The sequence below is a fragment of the Corynebacterium sp. HMSC27B11 genome (assembly GCF_001815985.1).
In the GTDB taxonomy this organism is placed as follows: Bacteria; Actinomycetota; Actinomycetes; order Mycobacteriales; family Mycobacteriaceae; genus Corynebacterium.
The window spans coordinates 66,201-91,820 of record NZ_KV823561.1; the positions used below are offsets into that span (position 1 = coordinate 66,201).

Annotated in this window: 20 protein-coding genes and 1 riboswitch; of the genes, 5 read left to right on the plus strand and 15 right to left on the minus strand. The window is 67.2% G+C overall.

Annotated features, from left to right (window positions below):
* Positions 1-33: 33 nt before the first annotated feature.
* The 5 genes from yhjD to HMPREF3097_RS05745 form a co-directional block, all read right to left on the minus strand.
* Positions 34-1,119, minus strand: coding sequence for an inner membrane protein YhjD (gene yhjD / locus HMPREF3097_RS05725; RefSeq protein WP_070758413.1), 1,086 nt, complete (start codon positions 1,117-1,119; stop codon positions 34-36).
* Between the two features lie 148 nt (positions 1,120-1,267).
* Positions 1,268-2,320: a tryptophan--tRNA ligase gene (gene trpS, locus HMPREF3097_RS05730; RefSeq protein WP_070758393.1), complete on the minus strand. Its 1,053-nt coding sequence runs from the start codon at positions 2,318-2,320 to the stop codon at positions 1,268-1,270.
* A gap of 11 nt (positions 2,321-2,331) precedes the next feature.
* Entirely contained in the window at positions 2,332-3,213 is an 882-nt protein-coding gene (locus HMPREF3097_RS05735; RefSeq protein ID WP_070758391.1) for a trimeric intracellular cation channel family protein, read from the minus strand.
* A gap of 17 nt (positions 3,214-3,230) precedes the next feature.
* On the minus strand, positions 3,231-4,265 hold the full coding sequence (locus HMPREF3097_RS05740) for an exodeoxyribonuclease III (RefSeq protein WP_070758390.1): 1,035 nt from the start codon (positions 4,263-4,265) through the stop codon (positions 3,231-3,233).
* A 54-nt stretch (positions 4,266-4,319) separates the two neighbouring features.
* Complete coding sequence (locus HMPREF3097_RS05745; RefSeq protein ID WP_070758389.1) at positions 4,320-5,528, minus strand: MFS transporter; 1,209 nt, start codon at positions 5,526-5,528, stop codon at positions 4,320-4,322.
* 232 nt (positions 5,529-5,760) lie between these two features.
* Between HMPREF3097_RS05745 and HMPREF3097_RS05750 the strand changes: the two genes are divergently transcribed.
* Positions 5,761-7,998 (plus strand): NADP-dependent isocitrate dehydrogenase, encoded by a 2,238-nt coding sequence (locus tag HMPREF3097_RS05750; protein WP_070758386.1) that lies wholly within the window; start codon positions 5,761-5,763, stop codon positions 7,996-7,998.
* Positions 7,999-8,177: 179 nt separating this feature from the next.
* Here the strand turns inward: HMPREF3097_RS05750 and HMPREF3097_RS05755 are convergent, their stop codons facing one another.
* Positions 8,178-8,858: an MOSC domain-containing protein gene (locus HMPREF3097_RS05755; RefSeq protein WP_070761521.1), complete on the minus strand. Its 681-nt coding sequence runs from the start codon at positions 8,856-8,858 to the stop codon at positions 8,178-8,180.
* Between the two features lie 505 nt (positions 8,859-9,363).
* On the opposite strand from HMPREF3097_RS05755, the gene HMPREF3097_RS05760 reads away from it, so the two are divergent.
* Both HMPREF3097_RS05760 and HMPREF3097_RS05765 read left to right on the plus strand, forming a co-directional pair.
* Complete coding sequence (locus HMPREF3097_RS05760) at positions 9,364-10,686, plus strand: O-acetylhomoserine/O-acetylserine sulfhydrylase (RefSeq protein ID WP_070761523.1); 1,323 nt, start codon at positions 9,364-9,366, stop codon at positions 10,684-10,686.
* 15 nt (positions 10,687-10,701) lie between these two features.
* Entirely contained in the window at positions 10,702-11,868 is a 1,167-nt protein-coding gene (locus HMPREF3097_RS05765; protein WP_070761525.1) for a homoserine O-acetyltransferase MetX, read from the plus strand.
* 108 nt (positions 11,869-11,976) lie between these two features.
* Here the strand turns inward: HMPREF3097_RS05765 and HMPREF3097_RS05770 are convergent, their stop codons facing one another.
* The 3 genes from HMPREF3097_RS05770 to HMPREF3097_RS05780 all read right to left on the minus strand — a co-directional run bounded on the left by HMPREF3097_RS05770 (position 11,977) and on the right by HMPREF3097_RS05780 (position 13,936).
* Positions 11,977-12,348 carry a DUF3017 domain-containing protein gene (locus tag HMPREF3097_RS05770; RefSeq protein WP_070761526.1) on the minus strand — a complete coding sequence of 124 codons (372 nt, stop codon included), beginning with the start codon at positions 12,346-12,348 and terminating at the stop codon, positions 11,977-11,979.
* Between the two features lie 36 nt (positions 12,349-12,384).
* On the minus strand, positions 12,385-13,242 hold the full coding sequence (locus HMPREF3097_RS05775) for a bifunctional methylenetetrahydrofolate dehydrogenase/methenyltetrahydrofolate cyclohydrolase (protein ID WP_141759492.1): 858 nt from the start codon (positions 13,240-13,242) through the stop codon (positions 12,385-12,387).
* Between the two features lie 85 nt (positions 13,243-13,327).
* Positions 13,328-13,936, minus strand: coding sequence for a tRNA (cytidine(34)-2'-O)-methyltransferase (locus HMPREF3097_RS05780; RefSeq protein ID WP_070761528.1), 609 nt, complete (start codon positions 13,934-13,936; stop codon positions 13,328-13,330).
* A 120-nt stretch (positions 13,937-14,056) separates the two neighbouring features.
* On the opposite strand from HMPREF3097_RS05780, the gene HMPREF3097_RS05785 reads away from it, so the two are divergent.
* Entirely contained in the window at positions 14,057-15,397 is a 1,341-nt protein-coding gene (locus HMPREF3097_RS05785) for a saccharopine dehydrogenase family protein (RefSeq protein WP_070758377.1), read from the plus strand.
* A 36-nt stretch (positions 15,398-15,433) separates the two neighbouring features.
* Here the strand turns inward: HMPREF3097_RS05785 and HMPREF3097_RS05790 are convergent, their stop codons facing one another.
* The 6 genes from HMPREF3097_RS05790 to HMPREF3097_RS05815 all read right to left on the minus strand — a co-directional run bounded on the left by HMPREF3097_RS05790 (position 15,434) and on the right by HMPREF3097_RS05815 (position 24,419).
* Complete coding sequence (locus tag HMPREF3097_RS05790) at positions 15,434-16,117, minus strand: nucleoside/nucleotide kinase family protein (RefSeq protein WP_141759422.1); 684 nt, start codon at positions 16,115-16,117, stop codon at positions 15,434-15,436.
* Positions 16,110-16,895, minus strand: a complete 786-nt coding sequence (locus HMPREF3097_RS05795; RefSeq protein WP_070758374.1) for an energy-coupling factor transporter transmembrane component T family protein — start codon at positions 16,893-16,895, stop codon at positions 16,110-16,112. Before HMPREF3097_RS05795 ends, HMPREF3097_RS05790 begins: the two co-directional genes overlap by 8 nt.
* A complete protein-coding gene (locus HMPREF3097_RS05800; protein ID WP_070758372.1) occupies positions 16,892-18,592 on the minus strand; it encodes an ABC transporter ATP-binding protein in 1,701 nt (566 codons plus the stop codon). Before HMPREF3097_RS05800 ends, HMPREF3097_RS05795 begins: the two co-directional genes overlap by 4 nt.
* A gap of 21 nt (positions 18,593-18,613) precedes the next feature.
* A complete protein-coding gene (locus HMPREF3097_RS05805; RefSeq protein WP_070758370.1) occupies positions 18,614-19,273 on the minus strand; it encodes an ECF transporter S component in 660 nt (219 codons plus the stop codon).
* A riboswitch (TPP riboswitch) is annotated at positions 19,265-19,381 on the minus strand. It overlaps the preceding gene by 9 nt.
* A 30-nt stretch (positions 19,382-19,411) precedes the next feature.
* Entirely contained in the window at positions 19,412-20,749 is a 1,338-nt protein-coding gene (locus HMPREF3097_RS05810) for a CE1 family esterase (protein ID WP_070758368.1), read from the minus strand.
* 172 nt (positions 20,750-20,921) lie between these two features.
* The gene (locus HMPREF3097_RS05815) at positions 20,922-24,419 is read right to left on the minus strand and encodes an error-prone DNA polymerase (protein WP_070758365.1); all 3,498 of its coding nucleotides are present in this window, start codon (positions 24,417-24,419) and stop codon (positions 20,922-20,924) included.
* A 256-nt stretch (positions 24,420-24,675) separates the two neighbouring features.
* Here HMPREF3097_RS05815 and HMPREF3097_RS05820 point away from each other — a divergent pair, with 256 nt between their 5' ends.
* Positions 24,676-25,545 (plus strand): MetQ/NlpA family ABC transporter substrate-binding protein, encoded by an 870-nt coding sequence (locus tag HMPREF3097_RS05820; RefSeq protein WP_012359664.1) that lies wholly within the window; start codon positions 24,676-24,678, stop codon positions 25,543-25,545.
* Positions 25,546-25,620: the final 75 nt, after the last annotated feature.

The window sequence follows — 25,620 nt, forward strand, 5'->3', positions numbered from 1 at the left end:
CCCCGCCGTTGAAGCCCGGTGAAAACCGGCGGATTACTTAAAGATCGAGCGGATGGCCCCACCCAGGACCACACCCGCGGCGGCCCCGAGGCCGACCAGCCCGGCGCGGCCGGCGTCGGTGGAGCCGGTGCGAACCTCCTGGCGAACGCGGATCACCGCTGCCGGCGGCACCGGCGGGGTCATCATGGCCAGGGACTCCGGCGTGGTGGCTGCCCACGCGGAGCAGTACAGGGTGATGCGCCAGATGAAGTAGAACAGCACCATCACACCGATGATCGGACCGAAGGCAGCGCCCGCCGGGTTGCTCAGCGCGTTGGAGAAGAACATCGTGGCGAACTGCTTGAAGATCTCGAACACGACCGCGCCGATGATGGCTGCCTTGAAGGCGGACTTGCGCGGCACCTTCGCCCGCGGCAGGTAGACCATCAGCCAGAAGAAGACCAGCAGGTTAGCCAGCAGTGCAACGACCAGAGCCACGAGGAAGGTAATGAATCGGATGCCCGGGACCTCGTCGAGCCCCACCACACCAAGCAGCTTCTCGGTGAGCCCCGAGTTACCGATGGTGGTGACGGCGAAGGCCACGACCAGGGCGAGGAGCAGGCCCAGCAGGCCCAGCAGGTCGGAGAGCTTGCCCTTGATGAAATTCTCCGGGCTGTTATCGACCTTCCACATCTCGGAAGCACCAATGCGCAGGTGGTTCATCCAGCTCAGGCCGGACCACAGGGCCAGCAGAAGACCGATGGAGAACACGGACTTACGCTGATCGATCGCGCCCTCGACGATGGTGCCCAGGGTGTCACCCATCTCGCCGCTACCCATGGACGTCACCTGGTCCATGACCTTGTCCAGCAGATCCTGGTTATTAGCCAGGATGATCGCGACTGTTGCCAGCACGAGCATGGTCAGCGGGAAGATGGACAGCACTGAGAAGTAGGTAATGCCCGCGGCGAACTGGTTGCCGCCCTGCTCGCCGTAGCGCTCGTTCATCCGCATGATGTGGTCGAACCACGGCCACTTGTCGCGGAGCTTGACCAGCGCCCCTTCGTCGTCTTTGCGGCTGCGTTCCACGCCGTAGGCGTCGAGCTTGTCATAGTCGGGCGTCGTTGATGTTTTCGCCATCAGCGCGTCCATCCTTCCTTGGGCAGGCTTTCGGGGCTTCGGGTTTTCGATCCGGGGTCGGATCATTCTGTGGCACGCGCCGGACGGCTGGTGGCCGACCTGGGCACGTACCTCATTATGTCGTTTTCGTCGGTCGCGGTGTGCCGGTTTAGGGCTTTGGCAGGAAGCCGACGCGGTCGTAGACCTGCTCCACCGTCTTCGCAGCGATCTCGCGGGCGCGCTCCGCACCCTTGGCGAGGACGCGCTCCAGCTCGGCGCGGTCGTCCATGTACTCGTTGTACTTCTCGCGCAGCGGGGAGCAGAAGGCCTCGAGCACCTCGGCGGTGTCCTTCTTCAGGTCGCCGTAGCCGGAGCCGGCCTCCTGGTACTGGGCGACGAGCTCGTCGATGCTCTTGTCACCGAGGGCAGACTGGATGACCAGGAGGTTAGACACACCCGGCTTGTTCTCGACGTCGTAGCGGATCTCGTTGTCATTATCCGTCACCGCGCTGCGGATGCGCTTGGCGGAAACCTTCGGGTCGTCCAGCAGGTTCACCAGGCCGCGTGGGTTGTCGGTGGACTTGCTCATCTTGGCGGTCGGGTTCTGCAGGTCGTAAATCTTCGCCGCGCCCTGCGGGATCATGCCCTCCGGAACCACGAAGGTCTTCTTATAGCGAGAGTTGAAGCGCTCCGCGAGGTTGCGGGTCAGCTCCAGGTGCTGGCGCTGGTCCTCCCCGACCGGCACGAGGTGCGGGCGGTAGAGCAGGATGTCCGCGGCCATGAGCATCGGGTAGGCGTAGAGCCCGGAGGTGGTGTTCTCGTTACCCTGCTTGCTGGACTTGTCCTTGAACTGGGTCATGCGGCGGGCCTCGCCATCGCCGGTGATGCACATCAGCACCCACGCGAGCTGGCTGTGCTCCGGGACGTGCGACTGCACGAACAGGGTGGAGCGCTCCGGGTCGATGCCGAGCGCGAGCAGCTGCGCGGCACCGGCGAGGGTGCGGTTGCGCAGGTCCTTCGGGCTATATCCCGGAACGGTGATGGCGTGCTGGTCCGGGATGAAGTAGAAGGCGTCGTAATCATCCTGCAGGGTAATGAACTGCTTGACCGCCCCGAGGTAATTGCCCAGGTGGTAGGAGTCGCTGGTCGGCTGGAGTCCGGAGACGACGCGCTGCTTCTTCGCGCCGCTATCGCTGTGCTGTGGGTTTTCGCTGCTTGTCATGTCTTCTAATGCTACTCACCGGGTTTCGGCTGCGTGTCGCCGTCCCCCTGTCCGTGGCAATCGCAGCCGCATTCCTTTTCGACGTCGCCCTCGGTCGCCGCTCGTCCCCCGGTTCGTGGGTCCTCTCCCGTGGCACTCGCCCCCGGCTCTTCGCCGTGGTGGCGGTGCCGCAGCCCGGCGATGCCTTCGGTGATGCGCAGCTGGCGGGGGCCAGCGGGGCGCAGCTCCCGGGCCTTGTTCAGCAGTCGGTTGGACAGGCTGTGCTCCCGGTCGCGGGTGAACTCGCGCTCCTGGTACTCGAAGACGGGCAGTGACCAGTGGAAGAAGATCGCGCATAGGCGCAGGCCGAAGGTGAATGCGAGGACGATGATCGCGTTGAGGTTGTCGTTGACCCCGGCGGCGTTGAGCGCCAGGTAGAGGATGGACCCGGAGACCGCGACGGAGGCGTAGAGGTCGCCCTGGAAGACCAGGGGGACGCGGTTACTCATGATGTCGCGGAGCACGCCGCCAAACACGCCGGTGAGCACCGCCGCGACGATCGCGATGAGCGCCCCGTGCCCGGCGCCCAGGGCGATCTGGGTGCCGAGCACCGTGAACACAGAGAGCCCCACGGCGTCGAGGATGAGGAAGACCCAGTGGAAGTAAGTCATCATCACGGGGATGGCCACGGTGATGAACGCGGCGACGAGCACGAAGACCAGGTAGATCGGGTTTTCTACCCACACCAGCGGGTAGTTCCCCAGCAGCACGTCGCGGACAGAGCCGCCGCCGATGGCGGTCACGCACGCGATGATGGCCACGCCGAAGAGGTCCATGCGCTCGCGGCCGGCGGCCAGGGCGCCGGTCGCGCCTTCGGCAGTGATGCCGATGACGAAGAGGACGATCAGGAACATACCGTCTCCCGGTGGGTTTAGCGGAACTCGAGGATCACGGGGCTGTGGTCGGACCAGCGCTGGTCGTAGGTGGGCGCCTTGTCCACCCGGGCAGCGGCGGCGTGCTCCAGCAGTCCACCGGTGACGGCGTGCAGGTCGATACGCCAGCCCGCGTTCGTGTCGAAGGCCTTGCCGCGGTAGCTCCACCAGGAGTACGGGCCGTCCTCCTCGGGGTGGAGGTGGCGCACGGCGTCGTGCCAGCCTGGCTGGGTGGCGGCGCCTGCCGCGATGCGGGCCTGCGCGAGCTCGCCGGGCTGGTAGTCCACGGCACCGAAGAAGTCCTCGGCCGCCCCGGCGGGGTTACCGACCCGGCCGGAGTCCTCCGCATCGCCCACCTGGGTTGCACCGTCCGGGTAGGTGCCGAGCACGTGGTCAAGGAAGGCGCGCTCGGCGGGCAGGAAGCCGGACTTGTTGCGGTTGGGCTTCCAGTTCTTCAGGTCCGCGCGGCGGTGGCAGATATTCCAGTCACCGCCGATGAGCATCTGCTGCCCCCCGGCCTCGGCGGCCGCGGCACGCTGGTGCATGAAGGGCGCGAAGGCATCCAGGAAGCGGAACTTCTCGTCCTGCTTCTCGGTGCCGCTGGCACCACTGGGCAGGTAGAGGGAGGCCACGGTGATCGGCTGGGTTGTGCCCCCGACCTCGGCGTCCACGGTGGCCTCGATGTAGCGGCCAGAGTCGTCGAACTCGCGGGCGGCCTCCACCGCGCCCGGGTGTTCCGGGTTGGCCTCGTGGCCGAAGCCGATCTGCACGTCCCGCAGTGGAAGGCGCGACAGGATCGCCACCCCGGCCCGCCCCTTGGCCGCGGCTGGCGCCTGGGCGAGATGCCAGCCGTCCTCCAGGGCGGGGGCGATGGCCTTGGCGGTCTGCGCCTCGTCGGCGCGGACCTCCTGCATCAGCACCACATCAGCCGGGTGGGTGGCCAACCACGGGAGGATGCCCTGGTTGTTCTCGTGGCGCACCTTCGCGGCGGCCCTGATTCCGTTGACGTTAACCGTAGCGACTGTAAAACCCATGCCCACCAATATAGGCCGTGCCCCGGACACACCAGCAGCCGCATAAGCCGCGGGCTAGGAGGCGGCGAGCTGGCGACGTCGTAGCAGGAAGGCGAGCAGCCAGACCACCGCACCGGTGGCAGCCAGGGCCGCACCCGCGAGGGCTGGGGCAGCATAGCCGAAGCCAGCGCCGATGACCGCGCCACCGATCGCGGCACCGGCGGCGTTGGCCATGTTTAGCGCGGAGTGGTTGAGGGCGGCGGCGAGGTTCTGGGCGTCCCGGGCGACGTCCATCAGGCGGGTCTGCAGGCTCGGGACCAGGCAGGAGCCCAGGAATCCGATGAGGCCGAAGTTGGCGATGCCTGTGATGGCGTTGGTGGAGGTGAAGTAGAACGCGCCCAGCACCACGATCAGAGCGATGAGGCTGCCGGCGATGGTGTACTCCAGGTTCCGGTCAGCCAGCACGCCGCCGAACCAGGTTCCGAAAACCATGCCGATGCCGTAGACCATCAAGGGAATCCAGATGAGGGTTTCGCTGAAGCCTGCACGCTCGGTCAGCGTCCAGGAGATATAGGTATAGACCGCAAACATGCCGCCGAAGCCGACCGTGCCGATCGCCAGGGTGAGCAGTACCTGGGGGTTGATCAGAGCGCCGAGCTCGGTGATCGGGTTGCTCTTCGGCATGAGGGTCATGTGCGGCAGCGAGATATACAGCGCCACGAAGGTCACCAGGCCGATCACTGCGACGAGCAGGAAGGCGAAGTTCCATCCGAAGTGGGTGCCCAGCCACTGCGCGGCGGGCACACCTGCGACGGTGGCCACCGAGAGTCCCAGCCCGGAGAAGGCCACCGCCTTGCCGCGCTGCCCCGGCGGGGCCATCGAGGCGGCGATGAGCGCGGTGACGGAAAAGTAGGCACCGTGTGGCAGGCCGGCGATGAAGCGGCTGATCAGCAGCATGTTATAGCTGCTGGCCAGCACGGTCAGCCCGTTACCGATCGTGAAGGCGATCATGAGCACCAGTGCCAGGCGACGGCGCGGCACGGTGCTGGTCAGCGTGGTGATGAGCGGGGCACCCACCACCACGCCGAGGGCGTAGGCGGAGATGACGTGCCCGGCCGTGGCCTCCGAGATCTGGAAATCCTCGGCGATGAGGTTCAGCAGCCCCATCGCCACGAACTCGGTGGTACCGATGCCGAAGCCACCGAGCGCGATGGCCAGCATGGTGATGATTCTCCTGCGGCTGCCCATGGTGGTTTGTGTTGGCACGGGGCGGCGATTCGGCATGGTTGGCACGGGGCACGCTTCCTGAAATTCTTTGGCTGGGCCGGATGAATACGAAGTAACGAAAAAGAATCAATATTTTTAATAACTTTTTTCGCCTTTCGCAAGCGAAGTTGCGACAGTACCCGTATGATTCACGATTTTTCTACTTCACGTAAGCTGGGTAGCACGATAAAAATCGAGTGACTTTTAACGGTTCACCGAAAACGATGTGAAAGCAGGGAGATACCGCCTTATGGCCAAGATCATTTACACCCGTACCGACGAGGCCCCACTTCTGGCCACGTATTCGCTGAAGCCGATCGTGGAAGCTTTTGCATCGACTTGCGGCGTGGACGTGGAAACGCGTGACATCTCGCTGGCAGGTCGTATCCTGGCCGCTTTCAACGATAAGCTCCCGAAGGAGCAGCAGGTCAACGACGCTCTCAAGGAGCTCGGCGAGCTGACCCAGTCCCCTGAGGCCAATATCCTCAAGCTGCCGAACATCTCCGCATCCGTCCCGCAGATGCGCGCAGCCATCGGCGAGCTGCAGAAGGCCGGCTACGACCTGCCGGACTTCCCTCTCGAGGTCAACACCGAGGAGGAGAAGGACGCCTACGCCCGCTACAGCTCCGTCATGGGCTCCGCCGTGAACCCGGTGCTGCGCGAGGGCAACTCTGACCGCCGCGCGCCGAAGGCCGTGAAGAACTACGTGCGCACCCACCCGCACACCATGGGTGAGTGGACCGCCGAGTCCAAGACCAACGTGGCGACCATGGAGGCCAACGACTTCCGCCACAACGAGCAGTCCGTCATCATGCCGGCTGAGGATGACCTGCGCATCCAGCTGGTGAAGGCCAACGGCGAGACCACCGTGCTGCGCGACTCCCTGCCGGTGCAGAAGAACGAGATCGTGGACTCCACCGTCCTGCGCGCCGCCGCGCTCGACGAGTTCCTGCGCGCCCAGGTCGCCCGCGCGAAGGCTGAGGGCGTGCTGTTCTCCGTGCACCTGAAGGCCACGATGATGAAGGTCTCCGACCCGGTCATCTTCGGCCACGCCGTGCGCGCTTACTTCTCCGACGTCTACGAGCAGTACGGCGAGGAGCTGCTGGCCGCCGGCCTCGACGGTGAGGACGGCCTGGCTGCCATCCTCGACGGCCTGTCCGAGCTGGACAACGGCGAGGAGATCCGCGCCGCATTCGACAAGGGCCTCGAGGACGGCCCGGATCTGGCGATGGTCAACTCCCACCGCGGAATCACCAACCTGCACGTCCCGTCCGACGTCATCGTCGACGCCTCCATGCCGGCCATGATCCGTGACTCCGGCAAGATGTGGAACAAGGACGACGCCCGTCAGGACACCCTGGCCGTACTGCCGGACTCCTCCTACGCAGGCGTGTACCAGGTCGTCATCGACGACTGCCGCAAGAACGGCGCATTCGACCCGACCACGATGGGCACCGTCCCGAATGTCGGCCTGATGGCGCAGAAGGCTGAGGAGTACGGCTCCCACGACAAGACCTTCAAGATCGAGGCGGACGGCAAGGTCCAGGTCCTCAACAAGGCCGGCGACGTGCTCATGGAGCACGAGGTCTCCGAGGGCGACCTGTGGCGCGCCTGCCAGGCCAAGGACATCCCGGTTCAGGACTGGGTGAAGCTGGCCGTCGAGCGTGCCCGCAAGACCGGCGACCCGGCTATCTTCTGGCTGGACCCGGAGCGCGCCCACGACCGCAACATGACAACCCAGGTCGAGAAGTACCTGAAGGACCACGACACCGAGGGCCTGGATATCCGCATCCTCTCCCCGGTCGAGGCCTGCCAGCTCTCCGTGGACCGCATCCGCGAGGGCAAGAACACCATCTCCGTCACCGGTAACGTGCTGCGTGACTACCTGACCGACCTGTTCCCGATCTTGGAGCTGGGCACCTCCGCGAAGATGCTCTCCATCGTTCCGCTGATCGCGGGCGGTGGCCTCTTCGAGACCGGTGCTGGCGGTTCCGCGCCGAAGCACGTCGAGCAGCTGACCGAGGAGAACCACCTGCGTTGGGACTCCCTGGGCGAGTTCCTGGCGCTGGCTGAGTCCCTGCGCAAGCTGGCCGACACGGATAACAACCCGCGCACCCCGGTGCTGGGCGACGCGCTGGACGTTGCTACCGAGCGGATCCTGGAGGAGGGCAAGTCCCCGCAGCGCGAGGTCAACACCCTCGACAACCGCGGTTCCCACTTCTACCTGGCAATGTTCTGGGCTCGCGCCCTGGCCGATCAGAAGGACGACGCCGACCTGGCCGAGCTCTTCGCCCCGGTCGCCGACGCGCTGGAGACTGCCGAGGACGAGGTCATCAAGGAGCTCAACGACATCCAGGGCAAGGCCGTGGAGCTGGGTGGCCACTACCACCTGGACGAGGAGAAGGCGAACGCTGTGATGCGTCCGGTCGCTGCATTCAACAAGATCATCGACGATCTCGCTGCAGCAGATAACTCCCTGGAGGGCTAGTACCGCTCCCCCGTCGGGCCTGCTGCAGGCCCGCCCCCGGGGTCAGCGGAGGGATATAGCCGACTGGGCCTAGCGCGCTAGAGATAGCGCTGCTAGGCCCAGTTTTTCTTTTCTACCGGCCAGGAGCCCCTGCCCCGACCTTGCGGCCTCCATCCAGCGGAGACCAAGCTGCTCATATCTCAGTTCAGCAGGCGACCCAGCTGCTCATGATGGTGCCCGGGGAGCACCCCGGCGTCGAAAACCTTGCGGGCAGCTTCCTTATCACCCAGCTTGGCGGCGAAGGCCTCCCCCATCGTCACGCCGTGCTCCGGCACCGGTCCGAAGCGAATCTCGTCCAGCGGGCGGATGCGCCCGGCGGTAATCACGCGGAAGTAGGCGCCGCAGTCGCCATGCTGTGCGAAGCGCTTGACCCAGCCCTTCTCATCGAGCCAGGCGGCGAAGGTCGCGCACGGGGTGCGCGGCACGCTTACCTCGAGCTCAGCGCTACCCATGGACACGCGCTGGCCGATATAGACCTCCGACCACTTCACCCCGGCAGTGGTGATGTTCTCCCCGAAGCTGCCGTAGACGAGCTCACGGCCGAGCTCCTCCTCCCAGAAGTCCAGCTCCTCGCGGGCGAAGGCGTAGACGGCCTTATCTGCCCCGCCGTGGTGCTTATCGTCTCCGATCGTATCCCCAACGACGCCGCTGCCGTCGCCGTAGTTCGGGCCCGGCGCGAGCACGTCGATGTGCGACTGCGGCAGCTTTTCGATGCCGGTGTGCTCGTAGGTTCCGGCGGGGTTGGACTGGGGCCGACCAACTGCCACCTGGAGCACGCTCGGCTCTGCGTCAATCAGGAATGCAGCGTCTGTATTCGCCATGGTGCGGGTCCTTTCTGGCGCCTTATGGGCCCGTGTTGTGCTCGTTGCGCTGGGATTCTTTCTTTATCCCGTGCACCACCCCACCCTAGTGACTCAACTGCGTTTGCAGGTGCGACCCGCAATTTTTCCGCCAAAAGTGTTGAAGCCCAGACCTCCTACCTCCCATCCGATGCGGTGCAAAACAGCGCTTCGTGCGCTGCTGCCACCCACCGCATGAACCCATACCGAGCGGTACTTAAAAACCGCCAATACGACCCCAGGGCCACCGAGCAACAGCCCCCAAAAGACCCAAAAGTAGACTAAGTGGTATAAATTTTTAAACGCTCTTGACCTGCACTGTTAACGCATAAAGACCCCGAAAATAGACAGAGCGGTTTACTTTTTTCAGCGGGGACTATAAAGTGAGTCACCACACAGCGATCGAGCGGCACAATCCACCCGGATCCCACCCGGATCGCCACGATTCACAACACAGCCTCAAACACACGAAAGAGACAGGAAAACCATGCCAAAGTACGACAACTCCAACGCAGCAGAGTGGGGCTTTGCCACCCAGCAGATCCACGCCGGCCAGACCCTGGACCCGACCGGTTCCCGTAACCTGCCGATCCACATGACCACCAGCTACGTCTTCGACAACGCCGAGCACGCCAAGCAGCGCTTCGCGCTCGAGGATCCGGGCCCGATCTACTCCCGCCTGACCAACCCAACGGTCGAGGTCCTCGAGAACCGCCTCGCCACCCTCGAGGGTGGTGTCCACGCAGTCGCCTTCGCTTCCGGCATGGCCGCCATCACCGCCGCGCTGATCAACGTCGCGAACTCCGGTGACCACATCGTCGCCTCCCCGCGCCTCTACGGCGGCACCGAGACGCTCCTGCTCGTCACCCTGCCGCGCCTGGGCATCACCACCACCTTCGTCGAGAACCCGGATGACCCGCAGTCCTGGCAGGACGCCGTTCAGGACAACACCGTCGCCTTCTTCGGCGAGACCTTCGCCAACCCGCAGGCGGACGTCCTGGACATCCCGGAGATCAGCAAGGTTGCCCACGAGAACAAGGTCCCGCTGATCATCGACAACACGCTGGCTACCGCAGCGCTGGTCAAGCCGCTGGAGCTCGGCGCCGACGTCTCCGTCTCCTCCCTGACGAAGTTCTACACCGGCAACGGCTCCGCTATCGGTGGCATCCTCGTCGACGGCGGCAAGTTCGACTGGACCCAGGAGCGCAACGGCAAGCCGGTCTTCCCGAGCTTCGTCACCCCGGACCCGGCCTACCACGGCCTGAAGTACGCCGACCTCGGCGAGCCAGCCTTCGGCCTGAAGGCTCGTGCGGGTCTGCTGCGCGACACCGGCGCCACCCTCTCCGCGTTCAACGCCTGGCTGGCCGTCCAGGGTCTCGACACCCTGAACCTGCGCGTCAAGCAGCACAACGAGAACGCCAAGCAGGTCGCCGAGTTCCTGGACAAGCACCCGAAGGTCGCCAGTGTCGCCTACGCCGGCCTGGAGTCCAGCCCGTGGAACAAGGTCAAGGAGAAGCTGGGCCTGGAGTACACTGGCTCCGTTCTGGCCTTCGACCTGGCCACCGGCGACGCCGACCCGCGCGAGGCCGCCTGGAAGTTCATCGACTCCCTGAAGCTGCACTCCGACCTCGCTAACGTCGGTGACGTACGCTCCCTGGTCGTCCACCCGGCCACCACCACGCACTCGCAGTCCACCGAGGAGAACCTGCGCAACGCGGGCATCTCCCAGGCAACGGTTCGCCTGTCCGTCGGTATCGAGGACGTCCGCGACATCATCGCCGACCTCGAGCAGGGCTTCGAGCAGATTTAACTCACGAGGTTTTCTATGCGCTCCGACTTGCTGCCCGCCTCCGGTTCCTACGCCGATATTCCCATCGGCGAGGTGCTCACTGAGGCGGGCGCAAGCATTCCCGAAACCTCACTGCGGCTGTACGCCTTCTACGACGCAGCCGAGCAGGCGGCGGTATCCACGCCGCCGGAGGAGCGCCCCATCGTGCTGATCGAGCACGCCCTCACCGGCGACGGCAACGCCACCGACTGGTGGGCCGACATGGTCGGCGTGGGCAAACCGATCGACACCTCCACGTACCTAGTGCTCTGCGCCAATGCCCTGGGTGGGTGCGCGGGCTCCACCGGCCCCGGTTCCCTGCACCCGGAGGGTGGCTTCTGGGGCTCCCGCTTCCCGGGCCTATCCATCCGCGACCTCGTGCAGGCCGAAAAGCAGCTGCTCGACGTGCTGGAGATCCCCCGGGTCCACGTGGTGGTCGGCGCCTCCATGGGCGGGGCACGCACCCTCGAGTGGTCGCTGCTCTACCCGGAGATGATGGACGCCGTCCTCCTCATCGCCGTCTCCGCCCGCGCCTCCGCCTGGCAGATCGGCATCCAGTCCGCCCAGATCCGTGTGATCGAGGCCGACCCGCTGTGGCACGGCGGGGACTACTACGAGGCCGGCATGGGACCGGTCTGGGGCCTGGGCGAGGCCCGCCGCATCGCACACCTGACCTACCGCGGCGAGCTGGAGGTCGACGAGCGCTTCGGCGCCGAGCCGCAGCGGGGCGAAAACCCGCTGGGTAAGTACCGCTCCCCCAATCAGCGCTTCTCGGTCGAGGGCTACCTGGACCGGCAGGCGATGAAGCTGCGCAACCGCTTCGACGCCGGCTCCTACGTCACCCTGACGGATGCCCTGAACCGCCACGACGTCGGCCGGGATCGCGGCGGCATGAACGCCGCCCTGGGTAACTCCACGGTCCCCACGATGGTCTGCGGCATCGACACGGACATCCTCTACCCCTATCACCAGCAGGAGCACCTCTCCCGCAACCTGGGAGCCTTCCTGGGGCTGTGCCAGATCACCTCCCCCACCGGCCACGATGGTTTCCTCATCGAGGCCCGCCAGATGGGCAATGTGCTTGAGAAGTTCCTCACGGCCGCCGAGGAGCTGGCCGAGAATCCGGAGCAGCGCGCGGAGATCCTGCAGCACCACAACCGCTAGGAACCGCTAAGGGCTGCCACCGAACAACCGCCACCCACCCCCCACGCCCAGCGTCGCGGGATACCCAGCTCCGCGCGACCCCCGCGCAGGGACTTGGTCCGGATGCCCCTAGCTGCCCAGCGTGTCCACGCTGATCGCCAGGTACATCATCAACAGCCCCACGCCCCCGGCGAAAAGGCAATCGAATTTGCGGCTGCGGACCGCGAAAATCCCCAGCACGTCGGAGTCCACGACCCACCGGATCGTGGCCAAGAACACCAGGCTGGCCCCCATTGCTGTGGTGCCGCGGCGCCACCGGTCCGCCGCGATGAAGAACACCCCCACCGCCAGAAGCAGCAAAAACACCCCGATGAGCGCCCGCTGCGCGATCACCGGCAGCGGCGAGGCGGGCACGTCCCGGTCGTGCGGGTTCGCCAGCAGCTTTCGGCGGAAGGTACCGATCTGCGCGGCCTCCGCCCGCTCCTTCGGGGTGTCCGGCATCGTGCCCAGCTCCTCTGGCGCTCTAATCCCCTGGCTCTAGCCCTGCTCCGCGAGGAGCTCGGCGCGCTCCACGACGTTGTGGACCAGGAAGGCACGGGTCAGTGGGCCCACGCCACCCGGGTTCGGCGAGATCGCGCCCGCGACCTCCCAGACATCCGGGTGCACGTCGCCCGCGAGCTTGCCATCCAGGCGGGAGACACCGACGTCGAGGATCGCCGCACCCGGCTTGACCATGTCCTTGGTCAGCATGTGCGGCTTACCTGCAGCGGCGACGATGATGTCCGCGTTGATGGTCTCCGCCTTCAGGTCCTTCGTGCCCGTGTGGCAGAGAGTGACGGTGGCGTTCTCGCTGCGGCGGGTCAGCATCAGGCCGATCGGGCGGCCAACGGTCACGCCGCGGCCGATGACGACGACCTTCGCGCCGTTCAGCTCGACGTCGTAGCGGCGCAGCAGGCTGATCGCACCGTTCGGGGTGCACGGCAGCGGGGCGGGCTCGTTGAGCACCAGCTTGCCGAGGTTCACCGGGTGCAGGCCGTCGGCGTCCTTGGCCGGGTCGATGCGCTCCAGCACCGCGTTTTCGTCGAGGTGCTTCGGCAGCGGCAGCTGCACGATGTAGCCGGTGCACTCCGGGTCCGCGTTGAGCTCGTCGATGACGGCGTTGAGCTCCTCCTGGGTCACGTCCGCCGGCAGGTCCTTGCGGATGGACTTCACGCCGATCTGCTCGCAGTCCTTGTGCTTCATCCGCACGTAGGAGTGGCTCGCCGGGTCGTCACCGACCAGGACCGTTGCCAGGCCCGGGGTGATCCCCTTGTCCCGCAGAGCGTCGACTCGTTGCTTCAGGTCCGCGAAGATCTCGTCGCGGTACTTCTTTCCATCCAGGGTAATCGCAGCCATGCCCGCCATTATTCCACAGGCCTACCGCTGCCCCACCGGCGTGCGCCCCGTTTCCCCCACTTCAGGGCGGGCGCCCGCTCGCCCGCTACTGCCCGCCCGGGAAACCGAGCTGCCGCCAGGCCTCGTACGCCGCCACCGCCGCCGCGTTCGAGAGGTTCATGCTGCGACGGGCCGGCAGCATCGGGATCCGCAGCTGCGCGGTGATCCGGGGGTCCGCCAGGGTCTCCTCGTCCAGGCCGGTGGGTTCGGGGCCGAAGAGGAGGACGTCACCGCGGCGGAAGTCCACGTCCGTAAACCAGGTCTCCGCGTGCGTCGTGAAAGCGAAGACCCTCGCCCGGGGCGAGGCGCCATCCGCTGCCTGCTTCCGGCTCAGCTCTGCCTGCTTCCGACTCAACCCAGTCAAGTGCGCGGCCGCGGCCTCGAAATCCTCGTGGAGCTGCACCTCCGCCAAGTCGTGATAATCCAGACCGGCGCGGCGGACGTGCTTCTCCTCGAAGTTGAAACCCAGCAGGCCCGCCAGGTGCAGTGCCGCCCCGGTGCCCGCGCACATGCGGATCGCATTGCCCGTGTTCGGCGGGATCTGCGGCTGGTCGAACAGGATATGGAAGGGCGGATCGGCGGCCGGCCGGGGTGGCGTCGTTAAAGAAGAAGACCGACCTGCGGCGGAAGCGGGAGTGGAAGGCTGCGAAGACACGCCACTCACCTTAACCGCGCCCGCGGGCGCTGACGGCACCGGAACACGGTAAGAATGGAGGGGAAGAACCCCGACGATCGGGCACGAAGCCCATCAGACGATGAAAGAGGTCGATCAGACATGGCTGATGCACCGAAGGACGCCACACCGCAAGGCAAGAAGACCCCGACCGGCGGAAAGCAGCGCCCGGTGGACATCACCCTGTTCGGCGCGACCGGATTCGTCGGCAAGATCCTCGCGGGCTGGCTGGCAGAGCACGCGCCGAAGGACGTCACCATCGCGCTGGCCGGCCGCAACCGCGAGAAGCTGGTCTTCCTCAAGCAGCAGCTGCTGACCATCCACGAGGGCGTGATGGACTGGCGCATCGTGGAGGCGGACGCCTTCGACGAGGACGCCATGACCGAGCTGGCGAAGAACACCCGCGTGGTGATCTCCACGGTGGGCCCGTTCGTGCGTTACGGCGAGGACCTCGTGCGCGCCTGCGCTGAGGCCGGCACGCACTACGTGGACTCCACCGGCGAGGTGCTGTTCATGCGGAAGATGATCGACAAGTACGACGACGTGGCGAAGGCCAACGGGGCGCGCATCATCCACGCCTGTGGCTTCGATTCCGTGCCCTCCGATATCGGCATGCTGCTGATCAACGAGGCCGCGGCCAAGGATGGCAAGAAGCTGGCCGAGGTGACGAACCTGGTCAGCATGCGCGGGGCCATGTCCGGCGGCACCGTAGAGTCCGCACGCGAGCAGTTCCAGGCCGCACAGCGCGACCCGGAGCAGAGGCGCGTGCTGGCTGACCCGTACTCCCTGAGCCCGGATCGCGAGGCGGAGCCGGAGCTGGGCGAGCAGCCGGATTATGGCGTGCTGCAGACCGAGACCGTCGGCGCCCCGGAGGGCTGGGCCGGGCCTTTCCTCATGGCCTCGGTGAACACCCGCGTGGTGCGCCGCTCCAATGCGCTGAGCGGCTTCAAGTACGGAAAGTCCCTGCGCTACCGCGAGTTCCAGTCCACCGGGCCGGGCCTGAAGGGCCGCGCGCAGGCCTACGCAATGGGTGGGGTTAACTGGACGATGCTGACCGCGATGAAGGCGCCGAAGCTGCGGGACTTCATCTCCCAGTGGGCACCCGAGCCGGGCGAGGGTCCGACGAGCAAGGCGCAGGAGAACGGCTACTTCCGTTGCGTGTTCCACGGCTTCGTGAAGCCGAATCCGGCGCCGAACGTGGAGCCGGATTACATCGCCACCCTGTACTCCCAGGGGGATCCGGGCTACCGCTCGACCTCCCGGATGCTGGGCACCGCAGCGCTCACGCTGCTCAAGGATGAGGCGGAGCTGCCGGGAACTGAAGGTGGCGTGCTGACCCCGGCGACGGGCCTGGGCATGGTGTACGTGCGTCGCCTCCGCGAGTCCGGGATGCGCCTGGACGTGGCGCGAGGCGGGCTCTACCGCACCTCCACGCCGCAGTAACCGGCGAGTACGGCGCTGTGTCGGGCGGGCGGTGTTTTAGGCCTCCGACCGGGTGGAGCCGTTGGCGACGATGAAGTCCGGGGCGGGGCGCCGATTGATGTGGGCGCGCTCTTGGGCGGCCCACATGTTCCACCAAGGGGCGTAGTAGGGGTCGCGGTGCAGCGCGCGCTGCTTGCGCAGCTGGGTGGGGGCCTCCAGCACCAGGGTCCGGTGCGGGATGCCGCGGCGTCGCAGCACGGCTAGGGCCTCGGGGCTGAGGGCACCGACGCCCTCGACGATTAGTGGGTGGCCGGGGTCCAGGGGCTGCCACTGCGCGGGGGTATTCTTCTCCCAGTCCCAGCGGCGAAAGCCCGGGCAATTGGGCTGCAGCACGTCGGCGGCGAGCATGCGGGCTGCGGCGAAGAGCCCACCCCAGCCGGGGTAGAAATCCTCCAGGTGCACCAGCTGGGGCGTGGTATTGGGGGCCGGGGGCGTGCTCGGCGATGCGCCGGTCTGGTGGCTGGGAGCACCGAGTGTGGCCATGAGGTGTTCCGCAAAGTGGGTCTTGCCGGAGCCGCTGCGACCGTCGATGAGGATCACCCACCGCGGGTCGCGGCCCGCGCGGGGTCGATGCGCAGCAGCCGACTCGATCTGTGTGGCTCGGCGGCCTCGCTGGCTTGCGACCCAGGTGGCGAGCTCGCGGGTGGCCTCCTCGGGCGAGAGCTGTGGAGCGCTAGCCATTCTGTACTCCCAGCAACACGAAATGGCCGGTCCACACGGCGATCCCCAAGGAAAGCAGGCTCAGTGCCAAGGAGCCCACAACCACGGCCCAGTCCCAGCCGCCGAAATGAGCCTGACGAGCCCAGGTGCGTTCGATGGGCTGGCCCTCGGCGTTATGGGTGGCTCCAAACCCACGGGCCTCCATCGCGGTGGCCAGCTTGGCGCCACGACGCAGCGCCAGCACCAGCAGGCTGAAGGACTGCTGCAGCGCACGCTTCAGCTTGCCCTCGTCCCCCAGGCCGCGGGCGCGGCGGGCACGCTCCACGGCCGTCCAGTCCTCTCGGAATAGCGTGACCAGGCGCACGCCCGCCACCGCACCGATGACGAAGCGGGTGGGCAGTTTCCACAGCTGTGCCAGCCCGTCGCCGAGGCGGGTGGGGTCCATGTCCGCGGTGAGCACCACGGCGGGCACGCCCACCGCCAGCACGCGAATCATCACCGCGATGGCCAGCTGCACCGAGTTCTCGGTGATGTGGATGAAGCCCCATTCGAAGTAGCTCTGCCCGCTAGCCCGCCCGTAGAAGAGCATGCTCACACCCGTCAGCGGGGCGAGGAGCAGCAGCGGCCAAGCCCGGCGGAACAGCCGGGCAGGCCCGACCCCGCACAGGGGCGCGACGACCAGCAGGGTCAGCGCGAAGGACACGCTGGCGCTCACAATATCGATGCTGATCAGCAACGGGGTGGTCAACAGCGCGAGCGCGAGCAGCCGGGTGGATGGGTCGATGCGTTCCAGGATCATACCCGCACCTCCAGGCCGGGGCCCTGGGGAAGGTGCCAGTGGTGCTGGCCCAGCGCGGCGAAGTAATCCGCGTCGTGGGTGATGGACAGCAGCCCCATGCCGCTGTCCGCCAGCTGTTGCAGCAACCCGACCAGGGCGGTGAACGTGTTGAGGTCCTGGCCGAAGGTCGGTTCGTCCAGGATCAGCAGGCGCGGCTCAGTGGCCAGCACCGCGGCCACGGAGAGCCGGCGTTTCTCCCCACCCGAGAGGGTGAAGGGGTTGGCGGCCGCGAGGTGACTCAGCCCGAGGGTGCCCAGCAGCTCGTCTGCGCGGCGCTCGGCTGCGGCGGCGTCCATCCCGGCGGCCTTGGGGCCGAGCAGCAACTCGTCGCGGACGGTGCGGGCGGCCAGCTGGTGCTCGGGGCTTTGAAAGACGTATCCGATGCGGCGGACCAGGTCCTTCGAGCGCCAGCTGCGGGGGTCCGGGGTTTCCCGGCGCCTGTGCTTAGCGGGCTGGAGCCCACTGGCGTCCAGCTCCCCGCCCGCCGCGGGAACCAGGCCCGCGAGGGTGAGCGCCAAGGTGGATTTTCCGGTGCCGTTGCCGCCGGTCAGGCAGGTGGACCCCGGCTCCAGGGCAGCGGTGATGCCAGTGCGGATGGTGTGCTGGCCCCAGCCGATGGCCAGGTCCTGGGTGCGCAGCAGTGGCTTCCCGCTCGCCTGGGAGCTCCCACCTGCGGGCGCGGACGCAGCGTCGATGGTTGTTTCTGCGTCGATCGGGTGGGCAACGGTGCCTCGGTTGCCAGCATGGTTCTGGTGATCAGCATGGCCCTGGTTGCCAGTTGAACCGGGCGCGGCCTTCAACGCGCCCAGCTCGGGCGGCGGGGTGCCCATGCGGCGCAGCGCGGGCGAGATGCCCGGCACCCAGATGCCTGCCTCGGCGAGCCGGTCGGCGTGGGTGTCCAGGATCTGCCCGGCCGGGCCGTCGGCGAGCACTCCCCCGGCTTGCCGACCACCGCTGGCCTGCTCCCCCACGCCGCTGGGGTTGGTCTCCCCGAGCACGAGGATGCGGTCGACGTGCCCGGCCCAGGTGGCTGCGCGGTGCTCGACGACGATCAGTGTGGCGCCGGTGTCCTCGCAGGCCCGGATGACGGCGTCGCGCACCTCGGCCACGCCCTCCGGGTCGAGGTTGGCGGTGGGTTCGTCCAGCACGATCACCCTGGGGCGCATGGCCAGCACCCCGGCCAGCGCGAGCCGTTGCTTCTGCCCGCCGGAGAGCCGGTGGGTGGACCGGTCGAGGTCCAGCTCCCCCAGCCCGACGGTGCGTAGAGCCTCCGTGGCGCGCTGCCACATCTCTTCCCGCGGGATGCCGAGGTTCTCGCAGCCGAAAACAACATCGTCGCCCACCCGGGCGGCGATGACCTGCGAGTCCGGGTCCTGCAGCACCATGCCGACCAGGCCCCGGGCCTGGGCCGGGTCCTTGCCGTCCACGCGGATGGCACCGCGCTGCTCGCCGTCCTCGGCATCCCCCAGCACCCCGGCGATACCGGCGAGCAGGGTGGATTTACCTGCGCCCGAGGCCCCGAGCAGCAGGATGCGCTCCCCGGGTTCCAGGCGTGCGGTGATGTTCGCGATGGCCGGGTTCTTCCGGCCGGCGTGGCGCCAGCCGAAGTCGGTGATCTCCACGACCGCCCCGCCCGGCGGCCGCCCGTGGCTCGTCATGGTTTTCTCCCCTTGAGCGGCCTAAACCAGTTGTTGGCGTTGCCTGCCCGCCGGGAAGCGGTCGAGCGCCCCGGTAGCAGCCAAACCGCGGACGAGCAGCCAGCCCACCAGGCCCGCCAGCACGATGCCGGAGAGAATCATGGTGGACAGGTAGGTGGCGTTGAAGGCCAGGGACTTCGCGTAGTTTCCGCTGGTCGCCAGCTCCAGGATGAATTCGAAGATGGCGGCCACAGCACCGGCGGCCATGGCCACGCCCAGCCCGGCGCGGCGGTAGGCGAAGATCGCGAAGACCAGTTCCGCGCCCAGCCCCTGGGCCAGGCCGGAATACACGGTCTCGATGCCCCAGTGGTTACCCAGCAGCGCGGAAACGACGGCGGCGAGCACCTCGACGAAGAGTGCCGCGCCCGGCTTGCGGATGATCAGCCCGCCCAGCACGCCGCCGAGCAGCCAGATGCCGACCGCGAGCCCGCCAAGGCCCGGGGTGGCAGCGTCGAACACGCCGTAGGCCGCGCCCCCAATGCCGTTCCAGACCCAGAAGATCAGGCCGCAGGCGACACCGAGCACGGCGGCGACGATGATGTCCACGACGCGCCAGGACTTGCTGTGCTGGGGAGCCTGCTGCTCGCCTGAGAAGCCGTGGGTTTCGCTGGTCTGTGATGGTTTTTCGGGCGTGATGCTCACGCTTATCCTCCCTATCGCCGGCATGATCCGGATCAGGTTCATCGGTCGGCACCACGGTGCTGGCGCCCTCTCAGCCCGGACGTTCTCCCGGACTCCCGCGTTGGTCGGGTCTAACCCTAGCAGCCGCCCCGGAGGACCCTATTTCCGGTGGCGGGTGAAGAAACTCAAGATCTCCGCCCCGGCATTGACCGCGCGAGTGGGGTTCGCTTCCTGCTGGCCCCCGTCGTTACGCACCCCGGCAATCCCGGACTCACCGGGCCGGGCGGCTTCGCCCTCGCCGGGCCAGGTGTGCCCCATCCCCTTCACCGCGATGTGCATGACGTCCTTATCCGCCGCGCAGTCGCGCCACTGGTAGCGGCGGACAATGGGGGTGACGTTGCGGACCGCGGGGGCCCCGAAGCAGGAGGCACGGTGTGCATAGGCGGAGGTGAAGCTCATCGCCCCGAGGTACGGGGTGCCGTAGCGGGAGCCGCCCTCGTAGTGGATGCGACTGTCGTCCTCCCCGTGGATTTCGAGGAAGGACGTCGCCCTGCTGCCGCGAAACTGTGGGTGTTCTTTGCTACGCTGTGCCCGTGTTGCGCAGTTCTGCCAGGTGCCCTTGTAATAGGCCCCTGCGACCGAGGCGAAGGCGGCGAATTCCTGGGGTATCTCGCAAGCGAGCTTTGCGACGAAGCCGCCGCCGTTGCTCATTCCCGCGGCGTAGATGCGCAGGTCGTCGACCTGGTAGGTGGCGGCAATGCGGTTGATGAGGTCCCGGACCAGGGCCAGGTCTTGTTTCCCGGTGGCCGTGGCATAAGGTGCGCCCGCCCAGGCCCTGTCGACGCCGTCGGGGTAGGCGACGATGGCGCCGTCCCGGGCGAGGTCGCCGAAGCGGGCCATGGCTGCGCCGGACTGCCCATAGCCATGGAAGGCGAGGATCAGTGGCTTGGGCCGGGTGGCCTGGGACTGGCGGGGCAGGGCGTCAGCAGGCACATGCAACACTGCCTGGCGGTTCAGTCCGCCCGATGTCAGCTGGACTTGGCCATTGTGCCCGGGGTGTGGGGCGCCCCGCAGTGGGGCGGAGTGTTGGGTATTGCGCAGCACGGGTGCGGGGCTGGTGCTCGTGGCTGGGTCCGTGGCAGCACCCTGGCTGGCTTCTCCCCCGCTACCCCCACGGGTGCTGGGCTCACTGCCCGCGCCGGCCTGGTCCTCCCCGGTACCGCCAGCCCCCGGGGTGCGGTCGTTGCTGGTCCCCGCCGTCCGGCTCGAGCGCTCCGGGATGGCCACGGCGGATTCGTGTTCGGTGCGTTCGCTGACCAGGCTGTGTCGGCTTTTTCGGGTGAGGTAGTCGACGCTCCAGCCGGTATTTTTCTGCAGCCACACCCCGGCCCCGGCGGCGAGCCCAATGGCCACGGCTGCCAGCGCGAGGGCGATGATTCGCCGCAGCATATAGCGCCGCTGGCTGGTGGGGCGCCCGGAAGGGCTAGGGGTGGTCATTCCCCCGATCTTGAAGGGTGGGCGCGCTGATTGTCAATCGGTGAATCGCATAAGTGTTATTCCCCACGTTGTGATCGCCCCCGCCTCCCCCGGCCACAGGCACTTCCTCACCGTCGCAGCCACCCACCTGGGTCGTGACCACGGCCGACCCGGTAGCCGGCTCCGGGGCACTTCAGCGGAAATCCCGCGACGGGCTACCCAGCGCCGCGGCACCACCCAGCTCCGTCTCCACGGCCTCCAACAGATCGGCGGTAACACTGGCCGCACCCTCCGCGTTATGCACGATCCCCCGGACCACCACGATGCGCGCTGTCATCGCCACCTGCCGCTGTTTCTTCCATAAGCCCTGGGTGAGCATCACGTTCGCGATGCCGGTCTCGTCCTCCACCCCGAGGAAGACGACCCCGCCCGCAGTGGCCGGGCGCTGCCGGTGCGTGATCACCCCGGCCACCCGGATCCGCGAACCATCCGGCACGTGCAGCAGATCCACGGCGGGCACCACCGCCGCCCCACCCCGGCGTTGCCCGCGACGCACCCCGGCACGCACCGGCAGGTCGTGCCACTGGGAAAGCTGGCCCCGCAGCAACTCCACAGGGTGCCCGTCCGGGGTCACCGACGTGGCCGCGAGATCCGCGGCAGCCAGCTCGAAGGCGCTCATGCCAGGCAGCGCGGGAACCGAGGGTGCGGACGTCCCCGGCAGCATGCCCTCCCGCTCCGTGGCCGCCAGCCCCGCGGCCCACACCGCCTGCCGCCGATCCAGCCCGAGGCTCTCTAAGGCCCCGGCCCGCGCCAGGGCTGCCACCTGCGCCACGCTGAGCCCGGCTTCCCGGGAGAGGTCGCTGACCTGCCGGTATTCCCCCTTCTCTTCCCGTGTGGCGACGATCCGCTCGGCCGTGTCCTCGCTGATCCCCGCGATGGATGCCAGCCCCAGCCGGATCGCACCGAGGGGCTCCGCGGTGCCCCGCCCCAGCCCGTGCACCCCGCGGGCGCGGTTGACGTCGTCAAAAGAAGAGGAAGAAGACGCGGAAGAAGACGCAGCAGAACCTGCCGAGAGATCCGTATCCGCCTGCACCCCGGAAGCGTTGACGCACACCGGGAGGATCCGCACCCCGTGGCGGCGGGCGTCCGCGATCAGCGACTGCGGCGAGTAGAAGCCCATCGGCTGGGCGCGCAACAAGGCCACGCAGAATTCCGCCGGGTAGTGGTACTTAAACCAGGCGGAGTAGTAGACCAGCGCGGCGAAGGACTGGGAGTGGGACTCCGGGAAGCCATAGGCTGCGAACGCCGTGATCTTCTCCCACAGCCGGTCCGCGACCTCCCCAGTGATGCCGTTGGTGCGCTCCAGGCCCTCGTAGAAGCGCTCCTTGAGCCGCGCCATCCGCTCCGGGGAACGCTTGGACCCCATCGCGCGGCGCAACGTATCGGCCTCCGCGGCAGTGAACCCGGCGGCGTCCACCACGACCTGCATCAACTGCTCCTGGAACAGTGGGATGCCGAGGGTCTTGCCGAGCGCGGGTTCCAGGCACGGGTGGTCGAAGGTCACCGGCTCCAGGCCGTTGCGCCGCCGGATGAACGGGTGGACCGACCCACCCTGGATGGGGCCGGGGCGGATCAGCGCGACCTGCACCACCAGGTCGTAGAAGCGCCGGGGTCGCAGGCGGGGCAGGGTGTTCATCTGGGCGCGGGACTCCACCTGGAACACGCCCACCGCGTCGGCGCGGCTGAGCATCTCGTAGACCGCTTCCTCGGTCGGGGCCAGCCGCCACAGCTCGATACGGCGGCCACGGTGGGTGGCCACCTGGTCGATGGCGTGGTGCAGGGCCTCGAGCATGCCCAGGCCCAGCAGATCGAATTTCACCAGCCCGACGGCCGCGCAGTCGTCCTTATCCCACTGCACCACGGAGCGGTTCTCCATGCGCGCCCACTCGGTGGGCACGACGTCCGCGATGGGGCGGTCGCAGATGACCATGCCGCCGGAGTGGATACCCAGGTGGCGGGGCTGGCCGATCAGCTGTTCAGCAAGCTGCCGCACCCGCTCGGGCGCCTCGGCGGTACCTCGGGTCCAGGCATCCACCTGGCCTGCCGGGTAGCCGAGCGCGCGGGCGGCATCCCGCAGCGCCCCCTTGCGCCGGTAGGTGATGACGTTCGCGACCTGGGCGGCGTTCTCCCGCCCGTAGCGGCGGTAGACGTACTGGATGACCTCCTCGCGGCGACCGGATTCGATGTCGAGGTCGATGTCGGGTGGCCCCTCGCGTTCCGGGGAAAGGAAGCGTTCGAAGAGCAGGCCGGCGGCGACGGCGTCGACAGAGGTGATGCCGAGCGCGAAACAGACGGCGGAGTTCGCCGCCGAGCCGCGCCCCTGGCAGAGGATGTTGTTGCTGTGGCAGTGGTCGACGATGTCGTGGACGATGAGGAAGTAGCCGGGGAAGCCCAGTTTTTCGATGACGCCGAGTTCCCGGTCGATGACCTCCCAGGCCTTCTGCGCCGCCGCGGTGGAGCCGCGCCGCCCGTAACGGTGGGTGCCGTTTCTTTCCACGAGCTCGCGGAGCCAGGACATCTCGCTGTGGCCTTCCGGCACGGGAAAGTGCGGTAGTTCCGGGGCGACGAGGTTCAGGGTGAAGGCGCATTCTTCGGCGACGCCCACGCTGGTTGCGGTGGCTTCCGCGAGCCAGGCGCAGTCCCCGGCGAGCTGCCGCAGTTCCGCCCCGGAGCGCAGCCAGGATCCACCCACGGGGTGGGTAACGGGTTCGGCACGAGCGACGTCCCAACGCCGCCGCAGGGCGGCCTTGGCCCCAGCCAGGCGGGCCTGGCTGGGGGTCGCGCAGGTGGGCTGCGAGGAGAGGATCTCGCGCAGCCCGTGGGTGGTCGCGAAGGCGTGGAGGGCCTCGTTGTGGTCCACGTCGGCCGGGTCCATGCTCAGCTGCAGTTGCACGAGGCAGTGCTGCGTGCCGAAGGCTTCTAGTAATTCGGCGGCGCGGCCGGGGATGGCGAGCTGGGCGGCGTCGATGAGGACGAGCCAGTGCCCGCCGGCGGCCTCGGCGAGAGAGTTGAAGCTGGGGTATTCAACTGCGTCCTTGTCCCGGTGGGCCATCCGGGCGGCGGTGATGCCGCGGCTGAGCCGCCGGTAGCCCTCCTGGCCGCGGCAGAGCACCGCCAGGCCGGGGGCCTGTGGCCCGTCGATGCTGAGCTCCGCCCCGAAGACGGTCTTTAGCTCGCCGTCTGCCTCTGCGGCGGCGGTGGCAAAACGCGCGGCCCCGTACATGCCGTCCCGGTCGAGGCAGGCCAGCGCGCTGATGCCGAGTGCGATGGCCTGCTCCACTAGTTCCTCGGGTTCGCTGGCGCCGTGGAGGAAGTGATAGCTGCTGGCGGCGCGCAGCTCCGCGAACTCCACGTGCGCCCCGGCTGCGCGCGCCCTACCCCCAGGCTCCCCCGCCGCGCTCCGCGCCCCGTGGATCCCATCAGGCTGCTTCCCGCGCCTGAGGTCAAGCCGCTCCGCGGACTGGGCCTCGCCGGGGTAATCGTCATGTCGACCATCGAGCTGCTCGTCGCGCCGCGCCTCGTTCCGCGGGCGAACTTCAACACCCTCACCTGTGGTTTTTCCCGAAAGGACACGCTCGATCCGCGACCAGCTGAGGGCTTTGGGGTTGTTGAATCCGCGCGTATACGTCACGGCCAGAACCCTACCCTAAATCGAACATCTATTCGATATAGCACAGCATTCGCCCCTGCCTACCGCCCCTGTACCGCCATTCCCTCAAGGCAGAAATCGACGACACCACGTGCATAAATGACAAGAAAATAGACCAAGTTGTCCATGCTGCCCTACGGTGCTAAATTTGCCTTCAACAAACAGTGCCCCGCCAAACAAAAAACACCCGTGCCAACGACGGCACACGGCGGACACCCCCAGATCTAGGAGGATCACCATGACTCTTCGACGCAAGGCCCTGGCCGCGACGATCGCCCTGACCACCAGCTTCAGCCTCGTGGCCTGCTCCGGCGGCAACGACGACGACACCATCGTCATCGGCACCACCGACTCCGAGCAGAAGCAGTGGCAGGTCTTCAAGCAGGAGCTGGATAACGCCGGCCTGAAGACCGAGATCAAGTCCTTCAACGACTACTCCATCCCGAACCGTGCGCTGACCGACGGCGAGATCGACGTCAACAACTTCCAGCACATGATGTTCCTGGCCGAGTACAACAACGGCAACAACACCGACCTCGCACCGGTCGGCGCTACCGAGATCCTGCCGCTGGGCCTGTACTACAAGGACCACTCCGACCTGAAGGACGTCGAGAAGGCTGGCGAGGTCGCCATCCCGAACGACTCCACCAACCAGGGCCGCGCCATCAACGTCCTCGTCCAGGCTGGCCTGGTCACCCTGAAGAAGGAAGGTCTGCTGACCCCGACCCCGGCCGACATCGACACCGACAAGTCCAAGATCAAGGTCACCCCGGTCGACGCAGCCCAGACCGCGACCTCCTGGCTCGACGGCACCCCGGCCATCGTCAACAACTCCTTCCTGGACCGCGCGGACATCGACCCGAAGACCGCCATCTTCCAGGACGACCCGGAGAAGGAGGAGGCACAGCCGTACATCAACGGCTTCGTGACCACCAAGGACCGCAAGGACGAAGAGGACCTGAAGAAGCTCGTCGAGATCTGGCACTCCAAGCCGGTCCAGGACGCCATCGACGAGCAGACCAAGGGCACCTCCGTCGCCGTGACCATGTCCGGCGATGAGCTGCAGAAGGTGCTGGACACCACCCAGCAGAAGCTCAAGGAGCAGTAAAACCCAACCCCCAAAAAGGCGTGTCTCGCATGGCCGGCCCACCAGCCCGCCAGCCGAGGCACGCCTTTTAAACCG

Coding starts and splice junctions, on each gene's coding strand:
- HMPREF3097_RS05735 (WP_070758391.1), bottom strand. CDS start 3,213: ATGTTCCTGATCGTCCTCTTCGTCATCGGCATCACTGCCGAAGGCGCG.
- trpS (WP_070758393.1), bottom strand. CDS start 2,320: ATGACAAGCAGCGAAAACCCACAGCACAGCGATAGCGGCGCGAAGAAG.
- HMPREF3097_RS05745 (WP_070758389.1), bottom strand. CDS start 5,528: ATGCCGAATCGCCGCCCCGTGCCAACACAAACCACCATGGGCAGCCGC.
- HMPREF3097_RS05790 (WP_141759422.1), bottom strand. CDS start 16,117: ATGGCTAGCGCTCCACAGCTCTCGCCCGAGGAGGCCACCCGCGAGCTC.
- HMPREF3097_RS05785 (WP_070758377.1), top strand. CDS start 14,057: ATGGCTGATGCACCGAAGGACGCCACACCGCAAGGCAAGAAGACCCCG.
- yhjD (WP_070758413.1), bottom strand. CDS start 1,119: ATGGCGAAAACATCAACGACGCCCGACTATGACAAGCTCGACGCCTAC.
- HMPREF3097_RS05740 (WP_070758390.1), bottom strand. CDS start 4,265: ATGGGTTTTACAGTCGCTACGGTTAACGTCAACGGAATCAGGGCCGCC.
- HMPREF3097_RS05800 (WP_070758372.1), bottom strand. CDS start 18,592: ATGACGAGCCACGGGCGGCCGCCGGGCGGGGCGGTCGTGGAGATCACC.
- HMPREF3097_RS05820 (WP_012359664.1), top strand. CDS start 24,676: ATGACTCTTCGACGCAAGGCCCTGGCCGCGACGATCGCCCTGACCACC.
- HMPREF3097_RS05795 (WP_070758374.1), bottom strand. CDS start 16,895: ATGATCCTGGAACGCATCGACCCATCCACCCGGCTGCTCGCGCTCGCG.
- HMPREF3097_RS05775 (WP_141759492.1), bottom strand. CDS start 13,242: ATGGCTGCGATTACCCTGGATGGAAAGAAGTACCGCGACGAGATCTTC.
- HMPREF3097_RS05760 (WP_070761523.1), top strand. CDS start 9,364: ATGCCAAAGTACGACAACTCCAACGCAGCAGAGTGGGGCTTTGCCACC.
- HMPREF3097_RS05755 (WP_070761521.1), bottom strand. CDS start 8,858: ATGGCGAATACAGACGCTGCATTCCTGATTGACGCAGAGCCGAGCGTG.
- HMPREF3097_RS05750 (WP_070758386.1), top strand. CDS start 5,761: ATGGCCAAGATCATTTACACCCGTACCGACGAGGCCCCACTTCTGGCC.
- HMPREF3097_RS05810 (WP_070758368.1), bottom strand. CDS start 20,749: ATGACCACCCCTAGCCCTTCCGGGCGCCCCACCAGCCAGCGGCGCTAT.
- HMPREF3097_RS05765 (WP_070761525.1), top strand. CDS start 10,702: ATGCGCTCCGACTTGCTGCCCGCCTCCGGTTCCTACGCCGATATTCCC.
- HMPREF3097_RS05770 (WP_070761526.1), bottom strand. CDS start 12,348: ATGCCGGACACCCCGAAGGAGCGGGCGGAGGCCGCGCAGATCGGTACC.